Origin of the sequence: Methanolobus tindarius DSM 2278 (assembly GCF_000504205.1) — an archaeon.
GTDB classification, from domain to species: Archaea; Halobacteriota; Methanosarcinia; order Methanosarcinales; family Methanosarcinaceae; genus Methanolobus; species Methanolobus tindarius.
In genome coordinates, this window is record NZ_AZAJ01000001.1 from 2111129 (window position 1) to 2134902 (window position 23774).

The window sequence follows — 23774 nt, forward strand, 5'->3', positions numbered from 1 at the left end:
TTCAAGGGTGAGAGTATGCATCCCTTTATGAAAAACAGTAAGGAAAACGGGGTATTGAATTATATCAGGGTATTGTTGGCGGTTTCTATAGTTCTGTCAGCATTCAACCCAGTGCTAGTAGCGGGCGCAAGCTCAGTAATCAACGTTTCAATCAGTTCAGACAAGGTCATACAGGGCGATATTGCCAATGTAGTTGTTTCTCTTGAGAATTGTGAGAATATAACCGGAGTAAACATGACTCTGGTATATGATCAGAGTGTAGTTTCTCTGAAAAGTATTGGTCTGAACGAAACGGTCATGGCAGGTCATTCTGTAAGTTACAATGACCTTGGTTCTGGAAAAGTATCTATCAGTCTTAGTGGACTTGATTCCATAACAACAGCTGTCACTCCGGTAGTAGATGTGGCAATGAAGGGAGATGCTAGTGGAACTTCCAGCATGGAATTGCAGGACATAGAGTTCATTACAACTGACAGCAGTTCTCCAAGTGAAGCTGTTAGTAATGGAGAGATTAATGTAAACTCTGCTCCAGTGCTTACAGCTATCGGAACTCAGACTATTAATGAAACTGAAACTCTGACATTGACATTGACTGCAACAGATGCAGATAATGATCCACTTACATACTCAAAGATAGGAATAGGTTCCCTTACAAACAATGAGTTTAGCTGGACTCCGGCCTCAGGTGAGAACGGTACTTACGCAGTAAATTTCACTGTTTCTGATGGTTATGAGGAAGCCTCAGAGAATGTAACTATTACAGTAAATGTAAATACAAGTCCTGTACCTGGCAATTTTGCACCAGTATTTGATACAATTGATGATATCAACGCAACTGCAGGAAGCCTTGTGAACTTCACAATTTCTGCAACAGATGCAGATTATGATCCACTTACATATTATAATAATTCCATATTGCCAGCAGATGCAGTGTTCTACCCAGGCAACCAGACCTTTGTTTGGATTCCTTCTTCTATTGGTACATACAATCTCAATTTTGGTGTAGATGATGGAAACGGTGGTAGCGATTCTCTTGATGTCATGATCACTGTAGATAATGTAGTGGTTGCAAACAATCCTCCTGTTCTTACCCCTATAGGAGACCAGAGTGTTAACGAGTCCGAACTCCTGGAGATAACACTTAATGCAACTGATATCGATGAAGATTCTCTTACATTCACTATCGCAAATATGCCTGCAAATGCTACCTTTGATACCTCCACAGGTAATTTCAGCTGGACTCCAATAGATGGTGAGAATGGAACTTACTATGTAACTTTTGGAGTAACAGATGGTGAGGATATTGACACCGAGGATGTAATAATTACTGTAAACGCAGAAAAATCTCCGGTTTCTGATCCAGTTTATACTCCGGCAAATCCCACTAACTTTGTCAGCACAACCGGCAACTTCTGGGTACTTCATGACTGGGATGCAGGAAATGAAAATATCACTGACGGATACAATGTCAGTTACAATGGAACCTGGTACAATATAACAGATTCAAAGTTCAACAATACAATAGACCTGAAGGCTCATAGCTGGTCAAACATTACAGTTTATGCTTACAATGCTACTGGCTCCGAACTTTCAGATGGAATTGATAGCAAAGTTCAGATTCCAAACAATCCAATAAGCATCAATGATGTTGCTTCCTCTTATGTAATTGATGAAGGCAACACACTGTATATAGATGCAAATTATACTGATCTTGATGATGACAGTGCCACCTTTGATTCAAATGATACCAATATCTTTGCTGATATTGATGCATCAGGCATTGCTAGCTGGGAGACAAAGCGTAAGGATATTGGAACTCATTATGTCAAATTGACAGTATCAGATGGGTACGGTTCTGAAGATTCCCAGATTGTAGAAATTACGGTGACTAATGTAAACACTGCTCCTGAGCTTGCAGCAATTGGTGTACAGTCTGTTTACGAAGGACAGGAACTTGCATTCACACTAAATGGAATAGATGATGATGGAGACACTCTTGTTTACAATGTAACAGGTCTCCCTTCTGGAGCAACACTGGATGCAAATACAGGTGATTTCTCCTGGACTCCGGATTATGACATGGCAGGAGAATACACTGCCAACTTCAGTGCAACTGATGGAATAGAAACAGTCTATCAGGAAGCTGCTATTACAGTAGAAAACACCAACAGAGCTCCACAGTTCCCTGCATTCGATGAAATCAATGTTGCTGAGAACAACACAATGACACTGGATGTAGGAGCAACCGATCTGGACAACGATACCCTTACATATTCATGCAATGCAACTTATGGTGCTTTTTACGCCGCCAATCATACATTTACATGGACACCTGGTTTTGATGATGAAGGAATGCACTATATCAAATTCACAGTGGCAGATAAATCTACAGAAGACATTGTTATCGTGGCTGTTAATGTAACTAATGTTAACAGAGCACCAATATTCAAAGCAATTGCAGACCAGACAGTTGGTGAAGGCAATACTTTGTCTTTCACCGTCAATGCAACAGATGAAGATGGAACTGGTCTTACCTATACTGCAGTAAATATTCCTTCGGAATCAACATTCGATTCCGGCACTGGTGATTTCTCCTGGACTCCTGATTATGATAAGGCAGGAAACCACATTGCCAACTTCAGAGTCTCTGATGGAGAAGCTGTTGTTTATCAGGAAGTCGCAATTAATGTTACTAATACCAACAGGGCACCACAGTTCCCTACATTTGAAACTGTTAATGCATCCGAGGGTGTAGAGCTTGTATTAAACATCAGTGCAATCGACCCTGATGGCGACACTCTCAGTTACTCGAATGATGTCAACTTCGGTGCTATAAACGGTACAAATTTTGAATGGATACCAACTTATAATGATTCAGGCACTCACTATGTAGAGTTCAATGTCTCAGATGGTTCATTGTTCAATACAACTGTTGTAACTATAATTGTAGGTAATACTAACCTTGCTCCAGAAATAGATACTGAGTCTATCAGGTCGTATTATATTCTTGATGTAGGTGAAACTGTATCCTTTAATATAATAGCTTCTGATGCAGACAATGATACAATAACTTACAATGTAACAGGATTGCCAGAAAGTGCAAACCAGAGCCTAAATTCAAATACTGGTGCTTTCAGTTGGAAACCTGTATCTGTTGATGGTGACAATGTATTCAATGCTGTTTTTACAGTATCTGATGGAAATCTTTCAGATTCAGTAACAACAACATTTGCAGTTGATGTACTCAATACTCCGCCAACTCTGGAAGAGATTGATATTCAAGAGATAAATGAAACAGATTATTTGAAGATTGAACTCAACGGTTCCTCAGGTGATGGTGATTCAATTACCTACAACGCAACAGGACTGCCTGATGGTTCAACATTCGATAAAATTAATGGTATCTTTGAATGGACTCCTACTTATGAGCAAAGTGGAACTTACTCTGTAACATTTAGTGTAACAGATGGAGTATTCACTGAAAAAGAAAAGGGAGTTATTATTGTTTCCAACGTGAACAGGGCTCCTTACTTTGAAACAATGCCAGATTATGTTGTTAATGAGACAGAGGAACTTAGTATCACACTTAATGCTACAGACCTTGATTCTGAAGATGTGAATTCTCTTGAATTCCAGTCAGATGTAGCATACGGGTACATAACAGACAATGTTTTTACATGGACTCCTGGCTACACAGCAAATCAGACATCAAATGGTCTCTATGAAATTAACTTTACAGTATCAGATGGTGAGTTCACTGACAAAACAGTTGTAACTGTAACAGTTAATGATGTAAATGCACCACCTGTACTGAGTGCAATAGGCTCTCAAAGTGTGGATGAAGGTGACGAGCTCACAATTAATCTCACAGCAACAGACGTAGATGGTGACAGTCTGACCTTCACAATAGCTAATGAGCCTGCAAATGCTACCTTTGATACATCTACGGGTAACTTCAGCTGGACTCCTATAGATGGAGAGGCAGGAACTTACTATGTGCTGTTTGGTGTAGATGATGGAGAACTTAATGACACTGAAAATGTGACAATAACTGTTGATTCAGTTTCTTCAAGCAGCAGCTCCAGTTCCAGCTCAAGCAGCAGTGGCGGCGGTGGCGGTGGCGGTTCACTGTCCAGTGGAGAGAAGTTTGAGAATATCTTCATCAAGGATTATGTACTCAAATCCATAGTAAAGGATACAGAAGCCGTGTTCTCATTCTATAAAGAGAATAACAGTATCGTTTCTGTAAGCTTTACACCAAAGCTCAACGGTGGTCAGGTTAAGGCTGTAGTTGAGATGCTGTATGACACATCCAGTCAGGTAAGCTCTGATGCACCTGGCAATGTTTACAAGAACATGAACATTTACGTGGATACCAAGCTATCTTCAGATGCAATGGGTAACTCAAAGATCAATTTCAAGGTCGAAAAGGAATGGATTGATGAGAATGAGATTGAAATCTCTACAATTACACTTAGCAGATACTCTGGCGGGTGGGCAGAACTGCCAACCGAACTCGAAGGTGAAGATGAAGATTACTACTATTTTGTAGCCACTACTCCGGGATTCTCTCCATTTGCAATTTCCAGCGTAGATCCCACACTTGAAGTAACAGAAGAAGCTTCTTCAGAAGTTTCAGAGGAAAATCCACAGGATGCAGAGTCAATGATGTCAACAGAAGATGCAACCCAGATGGAGCTTTCAACCGAAACACCTCAGGAAGGCCAGTCTTCAATTGTACCTATAGTTGTTCTGCTGGGTCTGATAGTTCTGACAGTTGTAGGGATATTCGGGTACAGAAACAGGGATTACTACGAGAAGGTGAAGTTGCAGCTAGGAAATCCTGATGGAAAGCGTTACAGACGTGCTAAAAAGTAAAAATAGCATGTTATATGGCAGTCATATGTCTTATGCTGCCTGTTTTTCCTTTTTTGCTCTTTTAACCCTTATCTGCCTGAATATATTTATTTTAGAATATTCAATTAAGTTTATCATTTTAAAAACTCAAGATAAGATCTATCATGGAGGGGATTTTATCTTTAAACACGTCATGCATGGGTTTCCAGACATAACTGGAAGTTTGAGCAACTTAAGGAATAAGAGCATTTGCATAATCTCACTAAAAGTATTGCTACTTCTGGTTTTTATTACAGGATTGTTGATCCAGGGAGTTTCAGCAGCAAGCAATTCTCCTGTGCTTTCGGTGATCGGTGACCATTCTGTCAATGAAAACAGTCAGCTTACATTCACTCTTTCTGCAACAGATCCTAACAATGATTCTCTTACCTTTTCCGCATCAAATATGCCATCAGGTGCAGCTTTGAATAATTCCACGGGCGTGTTCACATGGATCCCCAATTATGATCAGGCAGGCAGTTACCTTACCAAATTTGTCGTTTCTGACGGTTCCAATGTGGATTCTGAATATATAACAATAACAGTGAACAATGTGAATCGTGAACCTGTATTTTCCTCTCTTAACTCATTTACGGCAGAGGAAAATAGTGAGCTGGAAATAACACTGTCAGCAACAGATGATGACAGTGACCTTCTTGTATTTGGCAAAGATGTTTCGTATGGAAATATTGAAGGCAATGTTTTCACCTGGATACCTGAATATGATGATCAGGGACTCCATACGATAATGTTCAGTGTAAATGATGGCCAGTTCACTGTGACACAAACTGCTGAAGTTAATGTTTCAAACATAAATCGTGCTCCTGTTCTCTATCCTATTAGTGATACGCTTGTTGAGGCGAATGAGGATATTACAATTGAGTTGAATGCTTTTGATCCGGATGGCGATTCCCTTAATTATTCTAACGTTACAGAGCTACCAGTCGGTGCGGCACTTGAAGCTTCAACAGGTGTTTTCACATGGATCAATCCAACAGAACTTGGCACAAAAGCATTGACTTTTAAAGTAAATGATGGTGTAGGGTCAGATACGCAGACAGCCACGATAGTGATAGGAAATTCAAATACCCCTCCTGTAATCGATACAATAGATACCCTTTATGTAAATGAGAATTCCACCTTGAATTTCGAACTGTCAGCAACAGACCCGGATGGCGATTCATTAGCATTTTCCTGGCCAACAGGATTGCCAAATACAGCATCTATAACAATGCAAAGTTCTTCTATAAATGTAAGTTTTACTCCTACATATGAAGAAGCAGGTGATTATCATGCTGTATTCAGGGTGGCAGACAGTCATTCAAGTTATAGGGTGGTGGATATAGTTGTATCTGATGTTAATCGTGCTCCTGTAATGGGTTCAGTAGCAGACGATACAGTTGCAGAGAATGATGTGCTATACATCGATCTTACAGGGTCAGACGCAGACAATGATGAATTAACTTATTCCACAAACAGTAGTTTTGGAACTATAAGAGGCAACACTTTCATCTGTACTCCGGATTACACCGATGCCGGGACTTATGATGTACTATTTACAGTTTCAGACGGCAGTTTGAGTAACAGTACAATTGCAACGATTACTGTAACAGATGTCAATATGCCTCCGAAGCTTAATACTATGAGTGCAAAAAAAGTAGATTATAATGATACTCTGGAGTTTTATTTATCCACAGAAGATGTAGATTCGAGCAACACTTTGACATATACCTGCCTTGAAACTCCTTCAAACGCCACACTGGATTCCTCCTCCGGACTGTTTAGCTGGATACCTGTTGCAAGTCAGGTAGGCACTTATTCTGTAAGTTTTTATGTAACAGATGGTAGTGCAGAAGACTATGAAACTGTATCTATAACAGTAACAGAGCCTTCCTCTTCCAGCAGTTCAACAACTTCATCATCAGGAAGTAGTGGTGGCGGTGGCGGAGGTTCCCAGAATACAGGTGAAAAGTTCGAAAATATAGAGTTCAAAGACTATGCCCTCAAATATGTAATGAAGGATAAGGAAACTGTATTTGAATTCGATGAACCTGCTAACAACATAGTCTCTATAAGTTTTGTCTGTAAACTTAATGGAGGGCAGACTAAAACCATTATTGAGATGCTGAAAGGAACTTCTGCTCTCGTAACGTCAGCACCTTCTGGTAATGTGTACAAGAACCTTAACATCTGGGTAGGAGATTCAAAGTTTCCGTCTGATGTGATTTCAGATGTAATAATCAGGTTCAAAGTGGAAAAGTCGTGGCTCAATTCTAATGATGTTGACCAGGATTCAATTGTGCTTTCCCGTTACTCAGATGGGAAGTGGACACTTCTGGAAACCTCTTTTGAAAGTGATGATGGGGATTACCTATATTATGCAGCTAAAACACCTGGTTTTTCACCATTTGCCATTCTTGTACCTGATATAACTGAAACAATCCTGAGTGAGAACATCTCTGCTGTAAACCAATCTCTTATGTCAATGGGGGATGAGATTGTTCCGGTTTCAAGTGAAACATCCCAGGATAAAAGTAGCAGCAAAGGAATTTTGTTATTTTTGCTTGCATGTATAATTACTGCTGTTGGAGTCGTGGGCTATAAATATAGAGGACACTACGAGCAATTGTATCTCCAGATAAGTAATCCTGATGGAAAAAGATACAGACGCCTGAAAAAATGATGCTGTTGCATCCCGCATCATTATTTTATCTGTTTTTTGGCACACTACATACTCATTATATTGATTATGTTCAGGTATAATTATTATATCGATGTAATTAAAAAAATTTATAATCTATAAGTGATTAGGTCTTTAATGGTGGGTGGTAGTGCTTTCTCCTTGGGGGTACACCAATAAAAACGTTATATTAGAAGGCAGTTTCATCCTCCTTTAAGAATGCTTTGGGGGAAAAGCATGTTTCCTAAAGGAACGGAAAAATGTAAAAAAATAGGTTTTATTTTCATAAGTATAGCTTTGTCAATATTGTTGCTGTCCGTATTTGCCAGTGCATATTCGAATGAAACAGTAATTGTAGGCTCAACTGTAGTTAATCCTGGAGTTTCATTCTCACTTCCCGTGTTTGTAGATAACATTACAAATATCGGGTTATTGTCTTTTGATATTCTCTTTGATAATTCGTCTATCCATATTGAAGATATTTCTGCCAACATTACAATGCAAAGTTCGGATCCTGATTCTTATCTTGATAACTCTACAGGTTTTGCCAATACTACATTTTATTTCGATAATCTTTCAAGTGAAGATGAACTTCACATTGCCAACCTGATGTTCAGATCGCTGGTCAGTGGCAATACTTATGATATTGTACTCAGAAATGTTTCATTTTCAAACAATACAAGTTCATTCCCTGCTGGCTATGTTGTTAATGGTTCTGTCAGGGTAAACTCTCCACCTGTAATAAACGATATTGAGAATAAGACCGTAAATATTGGTTCAAACCTGAACTTTACTATTTCTGCAACAGATCAGGATGAAATGGATAATATAAATCTGAGTTATGCTGTGGAAGGGCTTCCTGGAGGCTATTTACTCAATTCCAGCAACGGATCTTTTTCATGGACACCAGCTGAAACTGATATTGGTAATCATAGTGCAAATTTCTCGGTTTCTGACGGTTACGCATTAGATTTTACTTCTGCAACTATATTTGTTAAGGAAATAGCAGCAGTTATTGACCATAAGCCAGAACTTCTGCCTATAGGTAATAAATCGGTAAATGAAACCGAAACTCTTTCATTTTTGCTTCAGGCAACAGATCTGGATAATGATCCAATTACATATTCTTCTGAAATTCTTCCTGATAATTCTACATTGAATGAAACTTCAGGCGAGTTTAAATGGGTTACTGATTATTCAGATTCAGGCGACTATATTGTAGAGTTCATTGCCTCCTCTACAGATAAAAGTGATTCTGAAACCATTTATATTGAAGTTACAAATCTCAATCAAGCTCCGGTTCTGGAAGAAATTACTGAACAATATGTAAATGAAACCGAAACTCTGGAGCTGACTCTCCTTGCAAATGATTCCGATTCCGGTGCCATTCTTAGTTACTCAACCAATGCTACATTTGGCGAATTGTCAGGCAGTATTTTCACCTGGACTCCCGATTATAATTCAGCCGGAACTTACGTTGTAGAATTCACTGTAAACGACACAATGGATACAGATTCACAAACCGTGATTATTAATGTTGGAAATACTAATCGTCCACCTGTTCTTGATCCCATAGGTAATTTTGAGGTTAATGAAAACGACTCTCTCTCAATCACTTTATCAGCCAACGATTCCGATGGAAATAGTTTGGCATATTCATCCAATGTTTCATTCGGCAGTATTTCAGGTAACACTTTCACCTGGATTCCTGAATTTGATGATGCTGGCACTTATGATGTAGAATTTACTGTAAGTGACGGTATTGATTTAGATTCAAAGATTGCTACTATAATCGTGAATAATACAAACCGTCCCCCTGATCTTAAGGGTATAGGTTCCCAATCAGTTTTGGAAAATTCTCTTCTTGAGATTACTCTTTCGGCTACAGACCCGGATTCTGAAGACTCTTTGACCTATGGTTTTAATGCCAGTTTTGGTAATCTGTCAGGGGATGTTTTCACCTGGATCCCTGGATTTGATGATTCAGGTATTTACAATGTTGAATTTAATGTGAGTGATGGTTCGCTCGTGGATTATGAAGTAATAACAATCACTGTTAGCAATGTTAATAATGAACCGGTCCTGACAGAAATCGGTGAGAAATATATCAGTGAAAATGACACTTTAATAATTACTCTTTCTGCAACAGATGCAGATAATGATGCTAACTTAACTTATTCAACCAATGCTACATTCGGAAATTTATCAGGAATTGTCTTCACCTGGAAGCCAGACTATGATTCTGCCGGAATTCATGTTGTTGAATTCACAGTCTCAGATGGCATGGATTCAGATTCTGAAACAGTAGTCATCAACGTTGAAAATATAAATCGTGCTCCTGTGCTATCCTCAATTGAAAATTTAGAGATAAATGAAAATGAACTTATGTCAATTACTTTGCCGGGTTCAGATCCCGATGGCAATAATTTGATCTATTCAAGTAACGTTACATTTGGTCATGTGTCTGACAACATTTTCACCTGGACTCCAGGTTACGATGATGCAGGAGTTTATATAATTGAATTTACTGTAAGTGATGAATTTGATTCAGATACCGAAATTGTTACTGTGACAGTAAATAATGTCAATCGTGCTCCAGATCTTTCACCCATTGGGTCCTATAGTGTAGATGAAAATTCATCGCTAATAATTTCTCTGGATGCAGCAGATTTTGATTCAGAAGACACTCTTGATTATGATTGCAATGTTAGCTTTGGAAACCTAAATGACAGTATCTTCACCTGGACTCCTGACTATGAAAGTTCCGGTGTTTATGCCATTGAATTTACTGTAAGTGATGGAAATGAATCTGACTCTGAAGTTGCCGTGGTAACTGTGAATAATGTCAACAGGGCTCCTGTTCTAACATCTCCAGGTTCCTATTCCGTTGCTGAAAATTCAGCTCTTGTGATTACTCTTTCAGCAAATGACCCTGACTTTGGTGATTCCCTCTACTTTAGTCACAATGTTACTTCTGCAAGTATGGAAGATAATGTGTTCACCTGGATTCCTGATTTCAACCAATCGGGTGTTCATGCAATAGAGTTCACTGTAACTGACGGAAACCTTTCGGATTCGGCAGTTGCTATCGTCACTGTAACTAATACAAATCGTGCGCCCTTCATTCAACCGATATCTGATAAACTTGTATATGAAAATCAAGAGCTGGTAATCCAGATAGATGGCAGCGATCCTGATGATGACTTACTGACTTATGAGACAAGTGCATCCTTTGGTAATCTTGAAGGCAACGTTTTCATCTGGACGCCCAGTTATGATGATAGTGGAATTTATGATGTAAGCTTCACAGTTTCAGATGGCAATCTGACATATACGGAATACATAAAAATTGCTGTAGGTAACACCAACGTACCGCCTGTTCTAGATACAATTGGTGGAAAAACCGTTGATGAAAATCAATATCTTTCATTTACTATAAATGCAAGTGATGCAGATTCGGGCGACACTCTTACTTATTCTGCATCAGGACTTCCTTCCGGTGCATCATTTAATGACCAGAACCGTCAGTTCTCATGGACTCCGACATATAACCAATCAGGAACACATAATGTGGTCTTTGAAGTGAGTGATGGACTCTTCACTGACACTGAACTTGTCCAGATAGTTGTTAATAATATCAACATTGCTCCTTTCCTTGCACCCATTGGTAACATAACCGTCAATGAAACTTCTAAAATTATCTTTATTGTAACAGCTACTGATCATGATAAAGATAGTCTGACATATTTGATATCTAATCCGTCTAACGTAGGCAGTTTCAATTCTATAACCCATGAATTCCGCTGGATACCTGGTTATGATGACTCTGGAACCTATAATCTGACTTTTACTGCAAGTGATGGTGTTCTTTCTGACTCTGAAACAATATACATTGAAGTTAAGAATGTTAACAGGGCTCCAGAACTGGATCCTATAGGTAATAAAGTTGTCAATGAAGCAGAGCAACTCTCATTCACAATAATTGGCAGTGATCCTGATTATGATTCCCTGGATTATTCTGCCAATGGAATCCCGGATGGTGCAGACTTCAATGAACTTACACATACTTTCACCTGGACTCCTGACTATGATGATTCAGGAGCTTATGATGTAACTTTCACTGTTAGTGATGGTACTCTTTCCGATTCCGAAACTATTACTATCAGCGTTGGCTCTGCTAACCGTCCCCCAGAACTGGATTACATTGGTGACAAAACTGCTGTAGAAGGCTCAGAACTTAGTTTCAGTATAAATGCTAGCGACCCTGATATGACCACTCTTACTTACACGACATCTGTTCTCCCTGAAGGTGCAGATTTTGATGAAAATACGCTTGCTTTTACCTGGACTCCTGACTATGATCAGGCAGGTAGTCATTCAATAACTTTCACTGTAGGTGACGGTGAACTTTATGATTCCGAAACAATCTCCATAGATGTTGCTAACACAAACCGTGCCCCAACACTATCAGAAATTGGAAACAAGAATGTTGCAGAAGGTGAGGAACTTTCGTTCACAGTAATTGGTAATGATCCTGATTCTGAACTTTTGACTTATTCAGCTAGTGGAGTACCCGATGGTGCAGACTTTGATGAATCTACACGTACTTTCCTCTGGACTCCTGATTATGACGATTCAGGATCTTATGATGTCAACTTTACAGTTAGTGATGGTGATCTTTCAGACTCTGAAACAATTACTATTAGCGTTGGTTCTGTTAATCGTCCACCTGAGCTGGAGTCTATAGGCGATAAAAATGCTGTGGAAGGTTCAGGATTAAGTTTCACAATTAATGCTACAGATCCTGACCAGAACAGTCTTAGTTATTCTACATCTGCTCTTCCTGCAGGTGCAGATTTCGATGAAGAAACACTCACTTTTGTCTGGATTCCTGACTATGACCAGGCAGGCAGCCATTCTGTTACATTTACTGTAAGTGATGGTGAGCTCTCCGATTCCGAGACAATTTCCATAGGTGTTGAGAATACAAATCGTGCTCCAGTAATGGCCAATATTGAAGACGTATCTGTGGATGAAAATTCTGAACTGATAATTTCAGTCTCAGCAACAGATCCGGACGAGGAATCATTGTCATATTCAGTTACAGGTAAACCTGAAAGTTCAATATTCAATACCCAGACGCACAAGTTGGTATGGACTCCTGATTATAATGAATCCGGAGTCTACAACGTTACTTTTACTGTCACTGATGGTGACCTTTCAGATTCACAGACAGTAACCATTACGGTAAACAATGTCAACCGTCCACCTGTCCTCACAAACATAGGCAACAAAAATGTAGATGAAAATACAACGTTGTCTTTCATTATAAGTGCTGAAGATCCGGATCTAGATGATCTTATATATTCAGCCACAGAGTTACCAGATGCTTCAGAATTTGATCCTGAAACCCATGAATTTAGCTGGACACCGGATTATGGGGAATCCGGCATTTATTCCGTAACTTTCACTGTCAGTGATGGTGAGCTTTTCGATTCCGAGACGGTAACCATCAGCGTAGGTCTGGTGAACCGTGCTCCGGAACTAGTTCCAATTGGGGATAAAACAGTTGCTGAAGGCTCAGAACTTAATTTCACAATAAGTGCTGCAGACCCTGATGAAGATAATCTTGAATACTCTGCGTCTGAGCTTCCGGATGGAGCCGATTTTGATGAAGATTCCTATACTTTTAGCTGGAGTCCTGATTATGAACAGGAGGGCAGTTATTCTGTAACATTTACTGTTAGTGACGGCTCTCTTACAGATTCCGAAACCGTATTCATAGATGTTGAAAATACAAATCGTGCCCCATTGTTGTCTGAAATAGGAAACAAGAATGTTGCAGAAAGTGAGAAACTTTCATTCACAATAGATGGCAGTGATCCTGACAATAATCCTCTAAGTTACTTTGCTTCAGGCCTTCCTGATGATGCTGTTTTCAATTCAAATACTCGCAGCTTTATCTGGACTCCGGGTTATGATGACTCCGGCATTTATGAAGTAACTTTTACCGTTACTGATGGAGAGCTCAATGATTCCGAAACCATCAGTATTTCAGTAGGTGCCGTGAATCGTCCTCCCGTGCTTGTACCTATAGGAAACAAGATTGTAAATGAAAACTCTGAACTTTCATTCAATATTGCAGGAACAGATCCGGATGAGGATGATCTTACATATTACATTGAAAATAAACCAATTGATGCTAATTTTGATGAAAATACAGGCTATTTCAGCTGGATACCTGACTACAATGCATCAGGCGTTTATTCCGTAACTTTTGGAGTAAACGATGGTTCATTAACTGATTCCGAAACAATCAGCATAACAGTGTATCATGTCAATCGTGCTCCTGTCCTTGGTAACATCGGTAACAAACAGGTAAATGAAGGCACAGAACTTTCATTCAATGTGTCTGCAGAGGACGAAGATGGTGACACTTTAATCTACTATACAAACGCCCTCCCCCAGAGTGCAGTCTTTGATCCTGAAGCCCGTGAGTTTAGCTGGACTCCGGATTTTGAGGATTCAGGTTCTTATTCCGTAACTTTCTATGTAAGTGATGGCTATCTTGTTGATTCTGAAACCATTACTATTAGTGTTGGCTCAGTAAATCGTGCACCAGAGCTGGTTCCTATTGGCGATAAAACAGTTGACGAAGGTTCTGAATTAAGGTTTGCAGTATCAGGTTCTGATCCTGATTTAAATGATCTGACTTATTCAGTAACGGGTCTTCCGTCAGGCGCAGATTTCGATGAAGATACACAGGAATTTACCTGGTATCCGGATTATGACCAGTCAGGAACCTATAATGTAACTTTTAGCGTGAGTGACGGAGTTCTCTCTGATTCTGAAACCATAACTATTACTGTTGTTTCAGTAAATCGCTCTCCGGAACTGGTTCCTATAGGTGACTTGTTTGTAAATGAAAATGAACTATTGACCATAAATCTGCAGGCAAATGATGAAGATGAAGGCGATGTTCTTTATTATTCAGTGGTAGATGCTTCCGGCGATTCCACAATTGATTCTTCAACCGGTGTTTTTACATGGACGCCTTCATATGATGAGGCCGGGATACATTACGTTGTATTCTCAGTTTCTGACGGTCAGGCAGAGGATACTGAAAATGTAAAAATAACAGTTGCAAACGTCAACAGACCACCACAAATAGACATACCTTCTCCGGTCTATGTGGCTGAGAATGATACTTTGGTCCTCGATCTGAACGCATCTGATCCCGACAATACACCACTTGGGATAAGCAAGGACTTTGGGTCAGGTTCTCTTGATGATGGTATTTTCACATGGAATACAGGTTATGAAGACGAGGGCAGTTATTTCGTGACTTTTACTGTCAGCGATGGTGAGTTAGAAGTAAGCCAGACAGTTGAGATAATAGTTACTGGTTCTAACTCAGCCCCGGTGCTCTCTCCTATAGATAGTATTGTTGTTAATGAACTCGAAACGCTGTCTATTGATCTTACAGCGAATGATATAGATAATGACGAACTTAACTTTTCAAAGGATGTGGAATATGGTGAGCTCACAGACAATATATTCACATGGACTCCCGGAATAAATGATAAAGGAATTTATTATATTGTTTTTACAGTCTCAGATGGTCAGCTTTCTGATTCCAAGACTGCCATGATTGCTGTAGGTAATACGAATATTCCCCCAACTATAGTAAAAACAGGAAATCAATATATTAATGAAAATGAGACTCTGGAGTTTACTCTTAATGCCACTGACCTGGATAATGAGACACTGACTTATGCAGTTACAGATCTTCCATCCGGTGCCACCTTTAATACTTCCTCAGGTTCTTTTAAATGGACCCCTACTTATGAGCAATCAGGTGAATATAGCATCGAATTCCGTGTATCTGATTTGCTATACACAGCTTTTGACACTGTACTTGTCAATGTTGAGAACGTAAATCGTGCACCGGTATTTGATTTTATACCCACGTGTGAGGTGAATGAGACTGAACAGGTAAAGATAAACCTGAGTGCCGGGGATCCTGATGGTAATTCTCTTTCATTCTTAACAGATTTTGAGAATGGAAAGATAATCGGAGACACTTTTGTATGGGATACAGGATATTATGACAGTGGCGAATATTACATAATTTTCAATACAACAGATGGTGAACTTTATGATAGCACTACGGTTTATGTACTGGTAAATCCAACAAACATGCCTCCTGAAATGGAATCAATAGGTTCACGTTCCATCTATGAGAATGAGACACTGGAATTTTATGTGAACGCAACTGATGCTGACAATGATAGTCTTACATATACCGTAAGTGGTGCACCATCTGGCTCTTCATTGGATCCGGATACAAGACTTTTCCATTGGATTCCTAATTACAGACAGTCAGGTTCTTACTCTATAGAATTCCATGTAACTGATGGGGAGTTCAATGATTCAGAGGCTATTACCATCAGAGTCTATGATGTTGATAACAAGGTAACAGATTACAGCGGTTTTTCATCATCAGACAGTAGCAGTGGTGGTGGCGGAGGTGGAGGTTCCAGCGGTGCTGAAGACTATAACAATGTAGCATACAAAGATTATTCTATTAAATATGTGACACAGGGCTCCCAAATAGAGTTCGCGTTCCCAAATTCAGAAAACGATCTTGATTCCGTGAAGTTCACAGCCCTTAAGGCAGCTGGTCAGGTAAAGACAGTAATTGAGATATTGTACGACCGCTCCTCCCTTGTAAGCACCAATCCACCTGGAAATGTTTATCGTTACATCAACATATGGGTAGGTGACACCAAGTTCAATTCAGGAAATTATTTCTCCTCGGCAGAGGTTTCATTCAAGGTTTCAAAACAGTGGCTTGAGGATAACAACGCAGAGCCGGAATCTGTAAAACTTTACAGGTATTCCGGTGGTTCATGGAGTGAATTGAAAACATCAAGAATAGGCACCGATGTGAACAATTACTATTTCAAGGCACAGACTCCGGGATTCTCTCCTTTTGCTATTGCAAGCACGGGCAGCACTTCAATCCTCCGCAGTTCGGTTACTGAGTCAACTGCACAGAGTACAAAAGTGAGCTATGAAAGCAATGCGGAACTAAATTCTATGAATGACGTTCCCGATGCGGAAATAATGAGCAAGGCACTTGAACAGGAACCAGTTAGTCCTTTTAATACAAGAATTCTTTTCATAGGAATTGTAGGCATTTTGTTAATTGGTTCTGCAGTAGGTTATCGTTCCAGAAATGAATCCCCTGTACTTCGAAGATATTATGAGGCAATTCATGCATTCGTTCTTGGAATAAAAAATGCAGGAGAATGGACAGCTCATAAACTAAGTTCCGAATCCCTGAATAAAGACTATGCAGCTCTCAGTGTGAAATGGGATGAGATAAAGTCCACCGACTATAAGGCAATCTATGAAAAGAAACTCGCTGAAATCAAAGAAAGACAGAAGTAGTAGCTTTGCAGAGTTTTCCTTGAAACAGGAAATCTCTCCTTTTTTCTTTAACTTTCTCCCTTAATTTTATCTATTATTGAACATTATTAATAAAAAGGGAATAATCGCAGGGAGAAATCATGCTCGAGAAAATGTTCAATCCTGATTCTGTAGCCGTTATCGGTGCATCCAGGAAAGAAGGTAAAGTAGGGAGAGCTGTACTTGAAAATCTGATGCAGAACAGTGAGCTCACTATCATACCTATTAATCCTAATGTTGATGAAATATTAGGACTTCCGTGTTATCATAACATACTGGAAGTCCCGCCTGAAATAAAGGTTGACCTTGCAATAGTCGTGGTTCCGGCAAAGTTTGTGCCAAGTTCCATTGATGAGTGTGGCAGGGCAGGTGTTGGAAATGTCATCATCATATCTGCCGGTTTTAAGGAAGCCGGCATTGAGGGTGCGCGTCTTGAACGCGAATGTATAGCATTATGTGAAAAATATGGAATTAATCTTATAGGTCCGAACTGTCTTGGTATAATTGATACTGCTTCAGGGCTTAACGCATCTTTTGCGGCTAACATGGCATACGAAGGAAACATAGCCATGATGTCCCAGTCAGGAGCAATATGTACTGTAACCCTGGACTGGGCTGAAAGAATCGGAGTTGGTTTTTCCAAATTTATAAGCCTTGGAAACAAAGCCGTACTTGCGGAAAATGATTTTTTACAGTTGTTTGAGAATGATTCCACAACAGCAGTTATTGCAGCTTATCTTGAAGGTGTAAAAGACGGTCCTGAATTCATTAAGATTGCAGAGCTGGTATCTCGGTCCAAGCCGATAATTATTGTAAAATCAGGACGAACCTCTGTTGGTTCAAAAGCTGTTTCATCACACACAGGTACACTGGCAGGTTCTGATGCAGCATATAATGCAGCTTTCAAACAGGGTGGCGTGCTTCGTGCAGATTCACTTGAGGAAATGCTTGATTACAGCCGTGCATTTTCAGTCTGTCCCCTGCCTGAAGGCAGGAATATTGCCATAGTCACTAACGCAGGTGGTCTTGGTATCCTGACAGCAGATGCGTGTTACAATTCAGGTCTTTCAATAGCTTCATTTGAAGAGAAAACAGTGGAAAAATTAAGAGAAAAATTACCACCGGCTGCAAATTTCTACGACCCGGTTGATGTTCTGGGAGATGCAGGTGCTGACCTTTATGAGCATGCTCTTGATGTTGTTCTGGATGATATTAACGTAAACGGAATTATAGTTCTCGTCTCGCCTCAGTCAATGACAGATGTTCCGGGTATTGCTGAAAAGGTTGCAGAAAAGATCAAGGATTCTAAAAAGCCAATACTCTGTAACTTTGCAGGTGGAAGCAGGATTGCAGCAGGTGAGGAAATCCTCAACAAATACGGAATTCCCAATTACTCATCAGCAGAAAGGGCAGTTGCAAGTATGAATGCGCTCTGCAACTATTATACGATTAAGAATCACAAACGTGGTGAGCCTTCAGAGATTAAGGCTGACAGGAACTACGCCCGTTCATTCATAGAGTCTGCTTCTGAAAACAAAAGAAGGATGCATGGTCTCGAATCTATGGACATTCTGAAAGCCTATGATATCCCGGTTGTTGATGCAAGAATAGCAAAAACCCTTCCAGATGCCGTCAAAGCAGCAGAAGACATGGGATACCCAATAGTCATGAAGATTCTTTCACCAGACATTTCACATAAGAGTGATGTAGGTGGTATCCGCCTGAACCTAAAGCATGCAGATGACGTGGAGCGTGCTTATAACTCTATGATGTCGGATGTGAGACACTACATGCCTGATGCCACTATCACGGGTGTACAGCTCCAGAAGATGATAAGCGGAGGAAAAGAGGTCATCATTGGAATGGACAGGGATCCACAATTTGGTCCTTTGCTTATGTTTGGACTTGGTGGAACTTATGTTGAGTTCTTAAAAGATGTTTCGTTTGCAGTTGCTCCTATCACAGAGGCGGAGGCAAAACACATGGTGTCTTCGATTAAAACCTATCCTTTAATTGCAGGTGTAAGGGGTGAGGCGGCATCAGATATTGACTCAATAGTGCGTACTCTGCTGAAAGTGTCACAGCTAGTTACGGATTTTCCGGAAATATTAGAATTTGAAATAAATCCTTTAATGGTAATGCCTGAAGGTCAGGGATGTGTTGCAATGGATATCAGGTTCACACTGAATCTGAATGAGTAAGGAGATGATAATTATGGCTTCAATATTGGTTAGTTCATCAGAAGAGTTCTCCGGTAAGAGCTCTATATGTATGGGTCTGGGGAAAATATTCCAGGAAAGCGGTTTGAAAATCGGTTATATGAAACCTGTTGGGAATCTCCTGATAGATGTGGACGGTTCACTTACGGATGAAGATTCCGAAGGTATCAAGAGTTTATTGGGTATCGAAGATTCTGCAAAATATGTAACTCCTATCCATTTGACAGACAGTCTCATAGACGATGCTCTCAAAGGTGTTGAGAAAGATCTTGATAAAAGACTTTCAGATGCATTTTCTGTGATCTCAAAAGAGAAAGATGTAATATTTGTTGAGGGCACCGGTTGTATCGGTGGCGGTTCAATGTATGGCCTTTCAGACCCGGAAGTTGCATCTAAACTTGGAATTGCGATGATGCTTGTCACACGCTTTGATTCCATAAATGCAATCGACAGGATACTCTGTGATGTGCGTATTGTTGGAGATAAAGCAACCCTTACAGGTGTTATACTCAATGAGGTTCCACGTAACATGGAGGACAGGGTAACTGAGATAGTTGTCCCTTTCCTTGAGCGTAAAGGCATAAAGGTGTTCGGTGTAATCTACGAAGACCATACTCTGCGCTCAGTATTTATTTCCGAAATTGTTGAAGACCTGCATGCAGAAGTCCTTGTGGCTCCTGATAAACTGGACCAGCTTGTTGAGAATTATCTTGTGGGTGCAATGGAAGTCGGCTCTGCAATCAAATATTTCAGACGCCAGCCAAACAGTGTTGTCATCACAGGTGGTGACAGGGCAGATATACAGATGGCTGCAATTGATTCAAGAGTTAAATGTTTGATTCTTACTGGAAATATGCGTCCCAGTGGTGCTGTTCTTGCAAGTGCGGAAGAAGCAGGAATTCCTGTAATTCTGGTTCGCGGTGATACCATGAATACCATTGAGAGAATGGAAAACCTCATAGGCCATGCTCATATCAAACAGCAGGTAAAACTTGACAGGGTTACTGAGCTTTTGAGAAACCACCTTGATATTTCTGCTATTGCAGAAAGCATCGGTGTGGAACTGGATGGATAAAGGAGATTCAAAACTCTCTTTTCCTCATCCCCTTTTTTCCTAAAAATTTAATTTTATGGTTCTCTTTAACATCGTGTGGGTAAACGAAGTTTACCCGCCATCAAGAATATCATTGTATTCCTACACTTCTCAGTCTTCAATCCATATGATCTCTTAAAAGCAGTTTTAATTTTGTTGTTCAATCCTTCAACAACACCATTACTGATACCTTGTTTGATTGATTCCAATATCCCATGAGAATTTCTTTTAATCATCTTGGCCAATGTGATAATTTCCTTGATGTTGCTATGTGTTCCCCAATAATGCCATTTGTCAAGATATTCCCTCGCTACCTCTATATTTTTTATATCCCACAGACGTTGAAGTCCAAGCTTAAATCTGTAAGCTTTTGCTGTTTTAGTATCCAAATCTTTGATTGATCGAATCTTAGCTATTTCCCTATCCGATAGATTTTCAGGATTTTTCAACCACATGAATCTCGTTTTACCCAGATCTTTATTTGTTTGATACTCCTTTCTTCGAACCTTATCAATTGCATCATTCATCATTTTGACAATATGGAACTTATCGTAAACGATCTTAGCATTTGGGAAATATTCCCTTGCTCCACCCCTAAAAGCAGGATACATGTCCATTGAAATATACTTGATATTATCAGGGTCTATTTTTCTGGAAAGAACTTCCCTGAAGTTCTTGAAAACACTTCTTTTCTTGCCATTTTCAATATGAATTACTCTTGATTGATTTAGATCATAGAACAAGGTCACATAGCTGTGACCTTTTGTGACAGATATTTCATCTACTCCAATAGTATCTAACTCAGAGAGATCCATCTTTGCTCTGGCTTCTTCAACATAATGAGCTAGAATTATCCATACAGAATTTTCATGAATATTGATCAATTCAGCAATTGAAGAAACACTCATTTCTTTGGACATTGCAACGATTAGTGCTTCGAAAAATAATGTAAATCCAGTATTTTGTCTTGTCCATGGAACTTCAACAAGTTTTACATCATCTCCATCACACTTTGTTCGGGGAACTCGTGCATGAATGTATGTTTCATGATGGAAGAAATCAAGGTGTCTCCATACTTTTTCTTTGGTATCATGGAGATCACACAGTTTGTTGCAAACTGGGCAAGGGAACTTCGTTCCCTTGGTAAAATCTAGATAAATATCCATTCTTTTCTTAGAAACATTAAGATCAATGTCTTTCACATACCATGGAGGGGTTATTCCCAGAGCCATTTGAATCAAGAGTTTATCGTCCATCCAATATGGATTGGATGAACAGAATATTAAATTACCCACTCAATCTTGAGGAGATCCAATTTTATTTAATTTTCCAGTTTCATTGTTTTTTCCTTTAGTGCCTGAACTACATCAGGATCCTGCAGAGTTGTAAGGTCACCAGGATCTTTTTCGTTTGCAATTGCTTTGAGAACTCTCCTCATAATCTTACCACTTCTTGTTTTTGGCAGGTCATCTGCAAAGATTATCTGTTTTGGCCGGGCAAAAGGGCCAATGTTTCTTTCAACATAGGTTCTGAGTTCCTTTTTGATGTCTTCACTCTCTTCTACACCGGTTCTGAGAGTCACGTAGCAGTAAATAATCTCACCTCTGAGTTCATCTTCTTTACCGACAACTCCTGCCTCGGCAACAGACGGATGAGAAACCATAATACTTTCAAATTCTGCACTTCCGATGCGGTGTCCTGAAACTTTGATGACATCATCAACACGGCCAATAATCCAGAAGTAACCATCGTCGTCTCTTTTTGCACCATCACCTGCAAAATAGGTTTTATTGTCCCATTTGCTCCAGTAGGTTTCTATGAAACGCTCTTCATTTCCAAAAACCGTGCGGACCATGCTTGGCCATGGATTAAGGATTGCAAGATAACCATTCTCACCAGGTGCAACTTCGTTCCCCTTGTCATCCAGAACTGCGGCTTTAATTCCGGGGAATGCCATTGTGGCACTTCCTGGTTTTGTAGTTGTTATTCCCGGAAGTGCGGATATCATTATCATCCCGGTCTCAGTCTGCCACCAGGTATCGACAACCGGACATTTTCCAAGTCCGATATTCTCATGATACCACAACCATGCACCCGGGTTTATAGGTTCACCTACAGAACCAATAAGCCTGAGTGTTGATATATCGTGCATCTGGGGCCAGGATGGTCCCCATTTCATGAAGGTCCTGATGGCTGTTGGTGCAGTGTAGAGTATTGTAACTTTATGTCTTTCAATTATGTCCCAGTACCTGTCTTTGTCTGGATAATCCGGTGCACCTTCGTAGGTTACAAGGGTGGTACCATTGGCCAGTGGTCCGTAGACAATGTATGAATGTCCTGTTATCCATCCACAATCCGCAGTACACCAGTAGATATCGTCTTCTTTCAGATCAAAGATGAATTTGCTGGTTGTCTGGGTTGCAACCATATATCCGCCTGTGGTGTGGACGATTCCCTTTGGTTTTCCGGTTGTACCGCTGGTATACATCAAAAAGAGCATATCTTCTGAATCCATTACCTCGGGTTCACATGAAGTGCCTGCTCCTTCCATTATTTCATGCCACCAGATGTCTCTTCCATCTTTCATCCGGACATCGTTTTGCTGGTGTTTGACAACGACAACTTTGTCCACAATTTCACTGGAACGGATTCCATCATCGACCTTGTTTTTCTGTTCGACGACTTTTCCACGTCGTGAGTAACCGTCACAGGTAACAAGTATCCGACTATTTGCGTTTTCGATTCTCGTTGCAAGTGATTCCCCTGAGAATGCTGCAAAAACAACACTATGTGGAGCTCCTATACGTGCACATGCAAGCATGGAAATAATAACCTGAGGTATCATTGGGAGGTATATCGTGACAATATCTCCTTTTTTAACTCCAAGGTCTTTGAGAACATTTGCAAATTTACAGACTTCTTCAAGCAGTTCACTGTAGGTATATTTGCGAATTTCTCCACTCTCGGATTCCCAGATAAGTGCATTCTTATTGGCATGCTCTTTGAGATTCACATCAAGACAATTGTAACATGCATTAAGTTTTCCACCAACGAACCACTTTGAATGTGGAGGTTTCCATTCCAGGACTTTTTCCCATTTGTTATACCATTCAATGTTCTCTGCATTCATTTCCCAGAACTTTTCCGGGTCTTGTTCAGCTATTTTGTAAATATCAGGATCATTGGCATTTGCATTTGCAGCAAAATCCTTCGGTGCCTTAAACAGAGCTTCGCTTTCTTGAGATTTGTCTGATTTTTCTCCCATGGTAACACCCACATGGACAATATGTCCCTACATTTGTCCCTGTTATTAAATTGTCTTAATTTGTTTATATGGTTTGTCATGGGCTTTTGTAAAAAAAGTCAAAAAAGTTGAACAAAGAATAAGCGAGAAAAGAATAAAGATGTGAAG

At 39.9% G+C, this 23774-nt stretch carries 7 protein-coding genes; 5 read left to right on the top strand and 2 right to left on the bottom strand.

Features of this window, described 5'->3' with window-relative positions:
- Positions 1 to 27 precede the first annotated feature (27 nt).
- The 5 genes from METTI_RS10205 (at position 28) to METTI_RS10225 (ending at position 20344) form a co-directional block, all read left to right on the top strand.
- Positions 28 to 4878 carry an Ig-like domain-containing protein gene (locus tag METTI_RS10205; protein ID WP_169729114.1) on the top strand — a complete coding sequence of 1617 codons (4851 nt, stop codon included), beginning with the start codon at positions 28 to 30 and terminating at the stop codon, positions 4876 to 4878.
- A 202-nt stretch (positions 4879 to 5080) separates the two neighbouring features.
- Positions 5081 to 7579, top strand: coding sequence for a PGF-pre-PGF domain-containing protein (locus METTI_RS15200; RefSeq protein WP_211232191.1), 2499 nt, complete (start codon positions 5081 to 5083; stop codon positions 7577 to 7579).
- Positions 7580 to 7813: 234 nt separating this feature from the next.
- Entirely contained in the window at positions 7814 to 17032 is a 9219-nt protein-coding gene (locus tag METTI_RS10215) for a putative Ig domain-containing protein (protein ID WP_023845744.1), read from the top strand.
- A gap of 119 nt (positions 17033 to 17151) precedes the next feature.
- Positions 17152 to 19251 carry an acetate--CoA ligase family protein gene (locus METTI_RS10220; protein WP_023845745.1) on the top strand — a complete coding sequence of 700 codons (2100 nt, stop codon included), beginning with the start codon at positions 17152 to 17154 and terminating at the stop codon, positions 19249 to 19251.
- A 13-nt stretch (positions 19252 to 19264) separates the two neighbouring features.
- Positions 19265 to 20344 (top strand): phosphotransacetylase family protein, encoded by a 1080-nt coding sequence (locus METTI_RS10225; RefSeq protein ID WP_023845746.1) that lies wholly within the window; start codon positions 19265 to 19267, stop codon positions 20342 to 20344.
- A 65-nt stretch (positions 20345 to 20409) separates the two neighbouring features.
- On the opposite strand, the gene METTI_RS10230 is transcribed toward METTI_RS10225, so the two are convergent.
- Both METTI_RS10230 and acs read right to left on the bottom strand, forming a co-directional pair.
- Positions 20410 to 21618, bottom strand: a complete 1209-nt coding sequence (locus METTI_RS10230) for an ISL3 family transposase (RefSeq protein ID WP_023845747.1) — start codon at positions 21616 to 21618, stop codon at positions 20410 to 20412.
- A 65-nt stretch (positions 21619 to 21683) separates the two neighbouring features.
- Positions 21684 to 23627: an acetate--CoA ligase gene (gene acs, locus METTI_RS10235; protein WP_023845748.1), complete on the bottom strand. Its 1944-nt coding sequence runs from the start codon at positions 23625 to 23627 to the stop codon at positions 21684 to 21686.
- Positions 23628 to 23774 lie beyond the last annotated feature (147 nt).

Bases quoted from the DNA above. Each gene is read 5' to 3' on its own strand.
- METTI_RS10205 (WP_169729114.1), top strand. From the start codon at position 28: ATGAAAAACAGTAAGGAAAACGGGGTATTGAATTATATCAGGGTATTG.
- METTI_RS10215 (WP_023845744.1), top strand. From the start codon at position 7,814: ATGTTTCCTAAAGGAACGGAAAAATGTAAAAAAATAGGTTTTATTTTC.
- METTI_RS10220 (WP_023845745.1), top strand. From the start codon at position 17,152: ATGCTCGAGAAAATGTTCAATCCTGATTCTGTAGCCGTTATCGGTGCA.
- METTI_RS10225 (WP_023845746.1), top strand. From the start codon at position 19,265: ATGGCTTCAATATTGGTTAGTTCATCAGAAGAGTTCTCCGGTAAGAGC.
- METTI_RS10230 (WP_023845747.1), bottom strand. From the start codon at position 21,618: ATGGACGATAAACTCTTGATTCAAATGGCTCTGGGAATAACCCCTCCA.
- acs (WP_023845748.1), bottom strand. From the start codon at position 23,627: ATGGGAGAAAAATCAGACAAATCTCAAGAAAGCGAAGCTCTGTTTAAG.